This window comes from Streptomyces sp. NBC_01478, assembly GCF_036227225.1.
Lineage (GTDB): Bacteria > Actinomycetota > Actinomycetes > Streptomycetales > Streptomycetaceae > Streptomyces.
In genome coordinates this window covers 4435225-4448457 of sequence record NZ_CP109444.1, presented here as the reverse complement: position 1 = coordinate 4448457, position 13233 = coordinate 4435225, and the positions used below count along the sequence as shown (strand labels likewise).

Sequence of the window (13233 nt, the reverse complement as noted above, 5' to 3'; positions counted from 1 at the left end):
CTGTGAATTCGCAAAGGGCCGGGTAATGCCTCGTACAGTCGTTCCCCAACTCGTACAACCTTTCATGCCTTCCTGTGAGTCAACTCATGCATGACTCAGACTCATTGGACGTCCCGCCGGGCCAGAGTGGTGGCCGTCGGTACGGGCGTCGGGATCCTGATACCCGTCCTGGCCGCCGCGACGCCCGCCGCCGCGGCCACCCCGACGGTCAGTTGTACGTCCGCCAAGGCGGGCCTCGCCGCCAAGCTGAAGAAGGACATCACCGCGGCCCTCGCGACCCGCAAGGGAACCGTCGCCGTCGGCCTCTACGACCGCAAGACCAACACCACCTGCACCCTGCGGGCGACGAGCGCCTACGACTCGGCCAGCACCGTCAAGGTGACCGTGCTCGCCACGCTGCTGTGGGACGCGAAGAAGCACAACCGCCTGCTGACGGCCCGCGAGACGACCCTCGCCAAGGCCATGATCACCAAGTCGGACAACGACGCCACCTCCACCCTGTGGAGGCAACTGGGCCTGACGAAGATCAAGGGCTTCCTGACGGCGGCCGGCATGACGCAGACCAAGCCGGGCGCGAACAACTACTGGGGCCTGACCCAGGAGACCGTGACCGACGAGCAGAAGCTGCTCAAGCTGGTCACCGCCAAGAACACGGTGCTGAGCGACAACTCCCGTGCGTACATCCAGAAGTTGATGAACCAGGTGATCTCCAGCCAGCGTTGGGGCACGCCGTACGGAGCCCCGTCGGGCGCCACCGTGCACGTCAAGAACGGCTGGCTTCAGCGCTCCACGCACGGCTGGCGCGTGCACAGCCTGGGCACCTTCAACGGGGGCGGCCGCGACTACATGATGTCCGTGCTCACCCAGGACAACAGCACGATGAGCTACGGCATCACCACGATCCAGGGCGTAGCGAAGGCGATCCACAAGGACCTCGCCTGACCGGTTCACAGGGATTCCGCTTAACTGGCAGGTCTCCCGCACGTCACCCACCCGTCCTACGGTGACGCCCATGCGCCTGAGAACCGTACTCGCGACCGCTACCGCCGGCCTGGCGGCGGCCACCTGCCTCACCGCCGCCGGGCCCGCGACCGCCGTGAGCAACTCCCTTACCAGCAACGCCTGTTCGTCCTCCGTTTCGATCGACCGCTTCTCCGACACGCTCGACAAGACGACGTACGACGGCACCTTCGTCGGCAACTTCTCCGCGCTCGCCGTGGACAGGGACGGCTCGATCGCCGCCCTGGAGGACCGTTCCTCGCTGTTCGACCTGGACGCGAAGACCCTCCAGCCCGAGCGGGTCGTCCCCCTCGCCGACGAGAACGGCGCCGCCCTCGACTCCGAGGGCCTGGTCGTCGACCGGGACGGCACCCGCCTCATCACCTCCGAGACCGAGCCGTCGATCCGCCGCTACTCCGCCGACGGCAAGATCCTCGACCGCCTCCCGGTCCCGTCCTCCCTCCTGGTCGCCCCGGCCGGCCGGGCCGTCTCCAACCAGACCTTCGAGGGCCTGACCCTGCTGCCAGGCGGCCGCACGCTGCTCGCGTCGATGGAGTACCCGATCGCCGGCGACACCTCCGGCGCCGTCCGCTTCCAGACCTGGACCCGGACCAAGGGCGACCACTTCAGGCTCGCCGCGCAGTACGCGTACAAGACCGACGCGGCCTACCTCGGCGTCCCCGAGGTGCAGGCCCTCCCCGACGGCCGGCTCCTCGTCCTGGAGCGCGGCTTCACCAGCGGCGTCGGCAACACCGTCCGCCTCTACCTGGCCGACCCGCGCCACGCGACCGACACCGGCAAGATCGACGCCCTCACCGGCCAGCCCGGCGTCCGCCTGATCAAGAAGACCCTCCTCGCGGACATCGCCGACTGTCCGACCCTCGGCGCCACGGCGAAGCAGCCCCAGCCGAACCCCCTCCTCGACAACATCGAGGGCATGGTCGTCACGGGGAAGGAGAAGGGCCGCTACAAGGTCCTGCTGGTGAGCGACGACAACCAGAACGCGGTACAGACGACCCGCTTCTACTACCTCCGGGTACGCACCTGACCCACCGGCCCGTCCCCCGTTTGTTGCGGAGGGATGAAATCCGGTCCGTCGCGCGTTGGTGCCTTTCGGGAAACCAACTGATCAGGGACTCCACGATCAGGGCGAACGGAAGGCACCGCGTGGCAGCGAAGCAGGGGGAAACGCAGGGCTGGGCCAGAAGGCTCGCCGGATACGCCTGGCGATACCCCAAGGACGTGGTCCTGGCCCTCGGCGCCTCCCTCGCGGGCATGGCGGTCATGGCCGTCGTCCCGCTGGTCACCAAGGTGATCATCGACGACGTGATCGGCGGCCACACCCGCTCCATGGCCCCCTGGGCCGCCGCCCTGATCGTCGCCGCCCTCCTCGTCTACGTCTCGACGTACATCCGGCGCTACTACGGCGGCCGCCTCGCGCTGGACGTCCAGCACGACCTCCGCACCGAGATGTACGGCACGATCACCCGCCTCGACGGCCGCCGCCAGGACGAGCTGTCCACCGGCCAGGTCGTCGGCCGCGCGACCAGCGACCTCCAGCTCATCCAGGGCCTGCTCTTCATGCTCCCGATGACCATCGGGAACGTCCTGCTCTTCCTGATCTCCCTCGCGATCATGGCCTGGCTGTCCCTGCCGCTGACCCTGATCGCCCTGGCCGTCGCCCCCGCCCTCGGCTTCATCGCACGGCGCAGCCGCAGCAAGCTGCACCCCTCCACCTGGTACGCGCAGGCCCAGGCCGCCGCCGTCGCGGGAGTCGTCGACGGCGCCGTCAGCGGCGTACGCGTGGTGAAGGGATTCGGCCAGGAGGACCAGGAGACCGGAAAGCTGCGCGAGGTCGGCCGCCGGCTCTACGCGGGACGCCTCCGCACGATCCGGCAGAACGCCCGCTACACCCCCGCCCTCCAGGCCGTCCCCGCCCTCGGCCAGGTCGCGATGCTCGCCCTCGGCGGCTGGCTCGCGGTACGCGGTCACATCACGCTCGGCACGTTCGTCGCCTTCTCCACCTACCTCGCCCAACTCGTCGGCCCGGTCCGCATGCTGGCCATGGTCCTCACGGTCGGCCAGCAGGCCCGCGCCGGCACCGAGCGCGTCCTGGAGCTCATCGACACCGAGCCCTCGATGACGGACGGCACCAAGGAACTCCCCGCCGACGCCCCGGCCACGGTCGAGTTCGACGACGTCTCCTTCGGCTACGACGACGACCGCCCCGTCCTCAAGGGCCTCAGCTTCGAGATCCACCCCGGCGAGACCCTCGCGGTCGTCGGCTCCTCAGGCTCCGGGAAATCCACGGTCTCGCTCCTGCTGCCCCGCTTCTACGACGTCACCCACGGCGCCGTCCTCATCGGCGGCCACGACGTCCGGGAGCTGACCCTCGACTCCCTGCGGGCCGCGATCGGCCTGGTCCCCGAGGACTCCTTCCTCTTCTCGGACACGGTCCGCAACAACATCGCCTACGGCCGCCCCGACGCGACCGAGGAGGAGATCCTCACCGCCTCCCGGGCCGCGCAGGCCGACCGGTTCATCGCGGAACTCCCCGAGGGCTACGACACGACGGTCGGCGAGCACGGCCTGACCCTCTCCGGCGGCCAGCGCCAGCGCGTCGCCCTCGCCCGCGCGATCCTCACCGACCCGCGCCTGCTGGTCCTGGACGACGCGACCTCGGCGGTGGACGCGCGCGTCGAGCACGAGATCCACGAGGCCCTCAAACAGGTCATGCAGGGCCGCACCACGCTGCTGATCGCGCACCGCCGCTCCACCCTCAACCTCGCCGACCGCATCGCCGTCCTCGACGGGGGCGGCCTCGCGGACATCGGCACGCACGACGAACTCCAGGAGCGCTCACCGCTCTACCGCCGCCTCCTCACCGACCCCGACGAACTCGGCGGCGTCTCGCCCGGCCACGCCCTGCCCACCACCGCACCGGCCGAAGACACCTCCGTGCGCGCGGAGTTGGACGCGGAGTTCGACGCCGAGCGCGGGCTCACGCCCCACCTGTGGACCGGTGACCGCGAGCCCAAGGACACCGCGCTGTCCGGGATGCCCGCGACGCCCGAACTCCTCGCCCAGGTCGACGCGTTGCCCCCGGCGACCGACACCCCCGACATCGACGAGGCGCGAGCGGTCCGCGCCGAGGACTCGTACGGGCTGCGCCGGCTGCTGCGCGGTTTCGGCGCCCCGCTGCTGATCAGCCTCGGCCTCGTCGCCGTGGACGCGGGCATGAGCCTGCTGCTGCCGGTCATGATCCGGCACGGCATCGACCAGGGCGTGACCAAGATGGCGATCGGCGCGATCTGGTCCGCCTCGCTGCTGGCCCTCGTCGCCGTGGGCGTCCAGTGGGTGGCACAGCGCGGCGAGACGAGGATGACGGGACGCACCGGGGAGCGAGTCCTCTACACCCTCCGCCTCAAGATCTTCGCCCAGCTCCAGCGCCTCGGACTCGACTACTACGAGCGGGAGTTGACCGGCCGGATCATGACGAGGATGACGACGGACGTCGACGCCCTGTCGTCGTTCCTCCAGACGGGCCTGGTCACGGCCTTCGTCTCGGTCGTCACGTTCTTCGGCATCATGGTCGCCCTGCTGGTGATCGACATCCAGCTCGCGCTGGTCGTGTTCGCCACGCTTCCGCCGCTCGTCATCGCCACGTTCTTCTTCCGCCGGGCGAGCGTGAAGGCGTACGAACTCGCCCGCGAGCGCGTCTCGTTGGTCAACGCGGACCTCCAGGAGTCGGTGTCGGGGCTGCGGATCGTGCAGGCGTTCCGACGCGAGCGCGACGGCGGCCGGCGGTTCGCCGAGCGCAGCAGCAGCTACCGCGCGGCGCGTACCCGGGGCCAGCGGCTGATCTCGGTCTACTTCCCCTTCGTGCAGTTCCTGTCGTCGGTGGCGGCGGCGTCGGTACTGATCGCGGGCGCGGGAAGGGTGAACGACGCGACCCTGACCACGGGCGCGCTGGTCGCCTACCTGCTCTACATCGACCTGTTCTTCGCCCCGGTCCAGCAGCTCTCCCAGGTCTTCGACGGCTACCAGCAGGCCACGGTGTCCCTGGGCCGCATCCAGGAGCTGCTCCAGGAGCCGACGTCCACCCGGGCGGCCGACGAACCGCTCGACGTCCTCTCCCTCCGCGGCGAGATCGCCTTCGAGGACGTGCACTTCGCGTACGGCGATGACGAAGAGGCCATCGGGGGCGTCGAGTTGACGATCCCGGCTGGCCAGACGGTCGCCTTCGTCGGCGAGACGGGCGCGGGCAAGTCGACGCTCGTCAAGCTCGTCGCCCGCTTCTACGACCCGACGGGCGGCCGGGTCACGGTCGACGGCACGGACCTCCGCTCGCTCGACATCACGTCGTACCGCCACCACCTGGGCGTCGTCCCCCAGGAGGCGTACCTCTTCCAGGGGACGGTCCGCGACGCCATCGCCTACGGCCGCCCCGACGCCACCGACGCCGAGGTGGAGGCGGCGGCCCGCGCGGTCGGCGCCCACGAGATGATCGCGACGCTCGACGGCGGCTACCTCCACGAGGTCGCCGAGCGGGGCCGCAACCTCTCGGCGGGCCAACGCCAGTTGCTGGCCCTGGCCCGCGCCGAACTGGTCGACCCCGACATCCTCCTCCTCGACGAGGCGACAGCAGCCCTCGACCTGGCGACAGAAGCCCAGGTCAACCAGGCCACCGACCGCCTCGCGGGCCGCCGCACCACCCTCGTCGTCGCCCACCGCCTGACCACGGCGGCCCGCGCGGACAGGGTCGTGGTCATGGACCACGGCCGAGTCGTGGAGGACGGCACCCACGACGAGCTGCTCACGCTCGGCGGGTACTACGCCGATCTGTGGCGCACCTTCGTCGGCGCACCCGAGTCCGAGGAGCCGGTCGCCGCACCCCGCTGACGGTCGCGCAACCGTACGACATACGTCGTGCGTCCGTACATCAGTACGCTGTTCGGCTGCTGTGCTGTGCGGGAGGGATGAGTGTGGACATGGGTGCGCTACGACGGCGGGTGGCGCTCGGCACGGCCGTGCTCACGGCGTCCGGGCTGCTCGCGCTCGCGGCACCCGGCACCGCGCAGGCGGCGGCGGTCTGCCCGGGGCGGGAGGTGGCGACGCTGCCCTTCTCCACCGGCACCGTCCATGTCTTCCGGCGGGGCGACTACGTCTGCGCCTACACCGCCCCCAGGAGAACCGGCGCCAAGCGCTCGATGTCGGTCAGCGTCCAGGCGCGCGGCAACCGCCCGGTCGTCGACAAGGGGCGCTACAAGCGCCGGGCCGGACCGGTCACCGTGCACGCCGGTCACCGGTGCGTGCGCGTCAAGGGCTCGGTCGGCAGCGGGTCGGTGACGTCGGGCTGGATCCTCTGCTGATCTGACGGCGGCGCCCGCCGTGAACAACCTCCTCTGGTGTGACGGGAGTTGCTCCGATAGCTTCCGGTTCACAACTGCCTCACAGGGGAGATTGCATGCGCAAGGCGCTCAGATGGCTGCTGGCGCTCACCGTGCTCATAGGCACGCTGGGCACGGCCGGGGTGGCCACCGCCGCCCAGGCCGGCCAGGCCAGTCAAACGGCGGACATCAAGGACCAGTTGCTGGCGATACCCGGCATGAGCCTGATCCAGGAGAAGCCGTACACCGGCTACCGCTACTTCGTCCTGAACTACACCCAGCCGATCGACCACCGGCACCCGTCCAAGGGCACCTTCCAGCAGCGCATCACCGTGCTGCACAAGGACGTCTCGCGCCCGACGGTCTTCTACACCAGCGGCTACAACGTCTCCACGAACCCCAGCCGCAGCGAACCGACCCGGATCGCGGACGCCAACCAAGTCTCCCTGGAATACCGGTACTTCACGCCGTCCCGGCCCGCCCCGGCCGACTGGTCCAAGCTCGACATCTGGCAGGCGGCCAGCGACCAGCACCGCGTCTTCAAGGCCCTCAAGTCGGTCTACACCAAGAACTGGATCGCCACCGGCGGCTCCAAGGGCGGCATGACGGCCACCTACTTCGAGCGCTTCTACCCGCATGACATGGACGGCGTCGTCGCCTACGTCGCCCCCAACGACGTGGTGAACAACGAGGATTCGGCCTACGACCGCTTCTTCACCAAGGTCGGCACCAAGGAGTGCCGCGACCGCCTGGACGCCGTACAGCGCGAGGCGCTGGTGCGCCGGGAACCGCTGGAGCAGAAGTACGCGGCCTACGCGGCCGAGAACGGCTTCACCTTCACCACCGTCGGCAGCCTCGACAAGGCCTTCGAGGCCGTCGTCCTCGACTACGTCTGGGGCTTCTGGCAGTACAGCCTGCTCTCCGACTGCGACAGCATCCCCGCGAACGCACAGGCCGCCACCGACGACGAGATCTGGACCTCGGTCGACACGATCTCCGGCTTCTCCTTCTACACCGACCAGGGCCTGGACCCGTACACCCCGTACTACTACCAGGCGGGCACCCAACTCGGCGCCCCCACCATCCAGTTCCCGTACATCGAGAAGAAGTACATCCACTACGGCTACCAGCCGCCCCGCAACTTCGTCCCCCGCTCCATCCCGATGAAGTTCCAGCCGAACGCCATGCGGGACGTGGACGGTTGGGTCCGCCACCACGCCGACCACATGCTCTTCGTCTACGGCCAGAACGACCCGTGGGGCGCGGAGCGCTTCGCCGTCGGGAAGGGCTCGAAGGACTCGTACGTCTTCACCGCGCCCGGCCTCAACCACGGCGCGAACGTCGCCGCCCTGACCGCCGACCAGAAGGCGCTCGCCACCGCCCGCATCCTGGCGTGGGCCGGCGTCCCCGCCCCGACGACGGCACAGGCGAAGGCCCTCGCACCGTACGACGCGAAGCTGGACCGGCAGGACGTGCTGCGCGAGCCGACGCTGCGGCCGTAACACCCCTGCTGCGCCCGGTCGTTGGTGGTGGTTCACCTCCACCGGCCGGGCGCACGCCGGGCGTGCGGGGGTCGTACCGCGCTAGTACGACAGTCCGTGCCCGATGGGATACAGCACCTGCGTCGCGTCGTCCGCGCGCTGCACCGCCACCGGGAGTTTCCCGCGCGGCCGGACCCGGCCCGCGATCACCCGTGCCGCCGCCCGGAGTTCGACGTCGGTCCAGGAGTAGGAGGCCAAGTAGGCGGACACAGCGGGCAGTTGGGCGACGTCGTAGGGGTTGCGGACGGCGACGGCGACGACCGGCCGCCCGGTGGCGAGGAGTTGCTCGACGAGCGTCTTCTGCGCACTGCTCGCCGTGACGTTGTACGTCGCCACGACCACCGCGTCCACCGCGCCCGCCGCGGCCACGGCCGCCGAGACGGTGGCGGCCGAGGGCTCGGTACCGGTGGACTGCGCGGTGGCCGTGAACCCCAACTCCGTCAGGGCGGCGGCCAGTACACCGGTCGGGGGACCCGTGGTACCCGAGGGGGAGGCCGGATCGGCGCCGACCACCAGCACCCTCCCGTGCGCACGACGGGACAGCGGCAGCAGCCCGGCCCTGTTCACCAGCAGGGTGGTCGTCCGCCCGGCGATGGCGTCGGCGGTGGCGCGATGGGCCGCGGTCCCGACCGTACGGTCCACCCCCGCCCGGCTGACGTACGGCTCCTCGAACAACCCCAGTCGTGCCTTCAGCCGCAGCACCCGCAGGATCGACTCGTCGAGCCGCGCCTCCGTCAACTCCCCACTCTGCACGGCCTTGAGGACGGCGTTCCAGGCGATGTCGAGGGAGGGCGGGTTGAGGAGCTGGTCGACCCCGGCCTTCAGCGCGAGCACGGGCACCCGGTCGTCGCCGTACTTCTGGCGTACGCCCTCCATCCCCAGCGAGTCGGTGATGACGACCCCGTCGTAGCCCAGTTCCCCGCGCAGGATGCCGGTGAGGATCGGGCGGGAGAGGGTGGCCGGGTCGCCGGAGTCGTCGAGGGCAGGGACCATGATGTGCGCGGTCATGATCGAGTCGATGCCCGCGCCGACGGCCGCCCGGAAGGGGACGGCGTCCAGCGTCTCCCACACCTCCCGGCTGTGCGTGATGACGGGAAACCCGAAGTGGCTGTCCACGGCGGTGTCCCCGTGCCCCGGGAAGTGCTTTGCGGTGGCGGCGACCTGGCTGCTCTGATACCCCCTCACCTCGGCGGCGACGAGGGCGGCCACCGCGTCCGGGTCGGCGCCGAAGGACCGTACGCCGATGACCGGGTTGGCCGGGTTGACGTTCACGTCGGCGTCGGGGGAGTAGTCCTGGTTGACGCCCATCGCGCGCAGCTCGGCGCCGGAGATCCGGCCGAGGGTGCGGGCGTCGGCGGGGGAGCCGCCGGCGCCGATCGCCATCGCGCCCGGGAAGAGCGTCGCGGGCGCGCCGATCCGGCAGACGGCGCCGTGTTCCTGATCGGTGGCGATGAGCACGGGCAGCCCGCGCGGTTGTTTCAGAGAGGCCTTCTGGATGCCGTTGGACAGGTCGGCGACCTGGTGCGGATCGCGGGTGTTGTGCGCCCAGGTGAAGTAGATGATGCCGCCGACCCGGTACGTGGCGATCAGCTCGGCGGCCGTCCGCACCCCGATCTCGCTCAGGTTGGCATCGATGTCGGCCTGGTCGGGGGCGGTGGCGGAATGGCCGTAGACCCGCATCACGAAGAGCTGGCCGACCTTCTCCGGCAGTGTCATACGGGAGATCAGCGCGCGCAGTGACTTGTCGTCGGCGTGGGCGGTGCCGCCGACGGCGAGGGACGCGGTGACGCCCATGGTCGCGGCGAGAACGGTACGTCTGGAGGGCACGTGCGCTCCTTCCGGAGTGGTCCCACGTCGGATCCACATCCGATCCGGGGTCGGATCCACTTCCGATCCGGTGAAGGAAACTTCCGAGCTTTCAGCAGTATCCGGGAAGTTTCTGCCAGTCAAGGGAGCGCGCACAGTGGCCCGTGGAGGGGCCGCCATCGGCGCAGTTGGAGGGGGGCGCGCCGATGACGGCGTGCTGTCGGCCGCGGTGCGGAGGAGAGGGTTGGTCAGCGTTCGCAGCCAGTAGCGAGGCCGACGCCGTACCGCGGAGACTCGTCCGGCAGCGTGCCGGTTGGACGGCGGGGAGGGGATGCGGGTTCCCTCCTTCCGGTCGCTTCCCGGAAGTCGGTGCGCCTGGGGACGGTGGGGCGGACGGGACCGCTCACCGGTACGCGCGGGCGTGCGGCGGTCGTCCGGGTCGTCCATCCCGTGGACGTCCCGGCGGGGCGGCCGACCGTCGCCCGATCATGAGGGCATGCCCGTAGTCGACATCCCCGGTTCCAAGTCCATCACCGCCCGCGCGCTGTTCCTGGCGGCGGCGGCCGACGGCGTCACCACCCTCCGGCGCCCCCTCCGCTCGGACGACACCGAGGGTTTCGCCGAAGGCCTGACCCGGCTCGGCTATCGCGTGGGACGGACCCCGGACACCTGGCAGATCGACGGGCGCCCGCAGGGCCCGGCGGTCGCGGAGGCGGACGTGTACTGCCGGGACGGCGCGACGACGGCCCGCTTCCTGCCCACCCTCGCGGCGGCCGGCCACGGCAGCTTCCGCTTCGACGCGTCCCCGCAGATGCGCCGCCGCCCGCTGGGTCCGTTGAGCACCGCGCTCCGCGACCTGGGCGTCGACCTGCGCCACGAGGAGGCCGAGGGCCACCACCCGCTGCACATCGAGGCGTCCGGCGTCGAGGGCGGCGAGGTGGTGCTGGACGCCGGCCAGTCCTCCCAGTACCTGACCGCCCTGCTCCTCCTCGGCCCGCTGACCAGGAAGGGCCTGCGGATCAGGGTCACCGACCTGGTCTCCGCGCCGTACGTCGAGATCACGATCGCGATGATGCGGGCGTTCGGCGCGGAGGTACGGCGGGAGGGGAACGTGTACGTGGTCCCGCCGGGCGGTTACACGGCGACCACGTACGACATCGAGCCGGACGCGTCCACCGCGAGCTACTTCTTCGCGGCGGCGGCCGTGACCGGCGGCGAGGTCACCGTCCCCGGGCTCGGCACGGGCGCGCTCCAGGGCGACCTGGGCTTCGTCGACGTACTGCGGCGCATGGGCGCGGAGGTCGAGACCGGCGCGCACGGCACACGGGTGCGCGGCACGGGCGAACTCCGCGGCCTCACCGTCACCATGCGGGACATCTCGGACACCATGCCGACCCTGGCCGCGATCGCCCCGTTCGCCTCGGGCCCGGTCCGGATCGAGGACGTGGGCAACACCCGGGTGAAGGAGTGCGACCGGCTGGAGGCCTGTGCGGAGAACCTCCGGCGGTTGGGGGTGGAGGTGGTGACCGGGGACGACTGGATCGAGATCCGGCCGGGGGCAACTCCCGTCACGGGCACGGAGATCACGTCCTACGGCGACCACCGCATCGTCATGTCGTTCGCGGTGACCGGGTTGCGGGTGCCAGGTATTTCGTTCGACGACCCGGGGTGTGTACGGAAGACTTTCCCGGGGTTCCATGGGGAATTCGCGTCCCTGCGGGGGCAGTTGCCGGGGTGAGGGGATGCGTGTGGGGTTCGGAGTGGGGTTGGCGCTGAAGGCTCCGGTCCTGGCGGGCCGGTTGGTGCGCCTGGAGCCGCTGGAGCATCGGCACACGGCCGATCTGGCGGTGGCGGCGGAGGAGAACCGGGGTTCGTACGCGTTCACCTGGGTCCCGAGGGCGCACGAGGTGGAGGCCTACGTCGAGGCCCAGTTGGGCCGGGCGGCGACGGGCCTGCTCGCGCCGTACGCCCAGGTGTCGACGGACACGGGGAAGGCGGTCGGCGTCACGGCCTACTGGGAACCCCGCTCCTGGCTGACGGACGATCAACTCGACGCCGTGGAGGTCGGGTTCACCTGGCTGGCCGGTTCGGCGCAGGGCACGGGCGTGAACGCGGAGGCCAAACTCCTGCTGTTCCGGCACGCGTTCGAGGAGTGGGGCGTCTCCCGGGTCGACCTGAAGACGGACGCCCGCAACGACCGCTCCCGCGCCGCGATCCAGAGCGTGGGCGCCCGCTTCGAGGGCGTCCTGCGCAACTGGTCCCGGTCCTGGGCGCCGGGGGAGGACGGCCAATTGCGCGACTCCGCGATCTACTCGATCACGGCGGCGGAGTGGGGGGAGCGCAGGGTGGCGTTGGAGGCACGGGTGGGGCGGTACGACTCGGGGGCGGAGAGCTTGAGTTGATCGCGTACCGCGCCCAGCACCGGATCACCTTCCGCGCCCGCCCGTATGGCCGTACGACCGCGCTGACGTTGCGTGACGGTGTCGGGCCGCCCTCCCCGTAGGCCGCCAAGTCGCGCCGGGCGCGCTCCAGTTGGGCGGGGATGGACGGCCTCGGCGTGGGCCGGCAGCACCCGGGCCTGCCCGGTCAGCCGTATGCCCCGCCCCGCGCGCCCGGTCAGCGGAACGTCCGCCTCCCGGGCCGGGCGGCGCAGGTCGGCCGTGCGGGTTTCGCTCTCCTGTTCCGCCCCTGAAGACCGACTGGATCGACGTGGCGGGAGCGGCGAGGATCGGGGCATGACCGCGTACCTCATCCTCCACGGCTGGCAGAACCACCGCCCGAAGGAGCACTGGCAGCACTGGCTCGCCGACCGCCTCCGCGCACTCGGGCACCACGTCACCTACCCCCAACTGCCCGACCCCGACGACCCCGATCTGGACGTCTGGCTGGGTGAACTCGGCCGCCATCTCGGTGAGTTGCCGAACGACGCCGGCTCCGAACGGGTCGTCCTCGCGCACAGCGCCTCCGCCCTGCTCTGGCTGCACGCCGTCGCCCGCGGGCTGGTGCGGGGCGACGAGGTGGATCGGGTCCTGCTGGTCGGCCCGCCGTCCGCTTCCGTGGTCGCCGGCTATCCGGAAGTAGCCGGATTCGTTCCGCCCGCGGCCGACTTCACCCTCCCCGGAAACGTCCGCCTCGTCGCCGGCGACGACGACCCGTACTGCGAGGAGGGCGCCCGGGCCGCCTACGGCGATCCGTTCGGCATCCCCACCGAGATCATCCCGGGCGGGGGCCACCTCGACCTGGTCGCGGGCTACGGGTCCTGGCCGGCCGTACTGGACTGGTGCCTGGACGCGACGACACGGCTCACGGCTCGGCCTCCGGGGTAGCGCGCGGTGGCGGCTCCGGTCTGCCGGGCGGGTGTGGTCGGGGGCGTGTCGGGTGCTGCGGGGGTGTGGTCGGACGGGTGCCCGGCGCTGCGTGGGTGTGGTCAGGCCCGCGTCGGGCGTTACGCGGATACGGTCACGACCGCCGCGCTCGGCGCCACGCGGCTGGCCTAC

9 protein-coding genes are annotated in these 13233 nt (G+C 71.0%); 8 read left to right on the top strand and 1 reads right to left on the bottom strand.

The features are described from left to right. Positions 1–90 precede the first annotated feature (90 nt). The 5 genes from OG223_RS19910 to OG223_RS19890 all read left to right on the top strand — a co-directional run bounded on the left by OG223_RS19910 (position 91) and on the right by OG223_RS19890 (position 7891). Positions 91–942, top strand: a complete 852-nt coding sequence (locus OG223_RS19910; RefSeq protein ID WP_329250221.1) for a serine hydrolase — start codon at positions 91–93, stop codon at positions 940–942. A 70-nt stretch (positions 943–1012) separates the two neighbouring features. Then, the gene (locus OG223_RS19905; RefSeq protein ID WP_329250217.1) at positions 1013–2047 is read left to right on the top strand and encodes an esterase-like activity of phytase family protein; all 1035 of its coding nucleotides are present in this window, start codon (positions 1013–1015) and stop codon (positions 2045–2047) included. 119 nt (positions 2048–2166) lie between these two features. Next, positions 2167–5901, top strand: a complete 3735-nt coding sequence (locus tag OG223_RS19900; RefSeq protein WP_329250214.1) for an ABC transporter ATP-binding protein — start codon at positions 2167–2169, stop codon at positions 5899–5901. Between the two features lie 77 nt (positions 5902–5978). Beyond that, positions 5979–6371, top strand: coding sequence for a hypothetical protein (locus tag OG223_RS19895; RefSeq protein WP_443073726.1), 393 nt, complete (start codon positions 5979–5981; stop codon positions 6369–6371). Positions 6372–6466: 95 nt separating this feature from the next. Next, a complete protein-coding gene (locus tag OG223_RS19890) occupies positions 6467–7891 on the top strand; it encodes a S28 family serine protease (RefSeq protein WP_329250211.1) in 1425 nt (474 codons plus the stop codon). Between the two features lie 81 nt (positions 7892–7972). Here OG223_RS19890 and OG223_RS19885 read toward each other — a convergent pair whose 3' ends face one another. Further along, positions 7973–9796, bottom strand: coding sequence for a glycoside hydrolase family 3 protein (locus tag OG223_RS19885; RefSeq protein ID WP_329250208.1), 1824 nt, complete (start codon positions 9794–9796; stop codon positions 7973–7975). Positions 9797–10232: 436 nt separating this feature from the next. Between OG223_RS19885 and aroA the strand changes: the two genes are divergently transcribed. The 3 genes from aroA to OG223_RS19870 all read left to right on the top strand — a co-directional run bounded on the left by aroA (position 10233) and on the right by OG223_RS19870 (position 13062). Beyond that, a complete protein-coding gene (gene aroA / locus OG223_RS19880; protein ID WP_329250205.1) occupies positions 10233–11474 on the top strand; it encodes a 3-phosphoshikimate 1-carboxyvinyltransferase in 1242 nt (413 codons plus the stop codon). Positions 11475–11478: 4 nt separating this feature from the next. Beyond that, on the top strand, positions 11479–12138 hold the full coding sequence (locus OG223_RS19875; RefSeq protein WP_443073725.1) for a GNAT family N-acetyltransferase: 660 nt from the start codon (positions 11479–11481) through the stop codon (positions 12136–12138). 333 nt (positions 12139–12471) lie between these two features. Continuing rightward, positions 12472–13062, top strand: coding sequence for an RBBP9/YdeN family alpha/beta hydrolase (locus tag OG223_RS19870; RefSeq protein ID WP_329250203.1), 591 nt, complete (start codon positions 12472–12474; stop codon positions 13060–13062). Positions 13063–13233 lie beyond the last annotated feature (171 nt).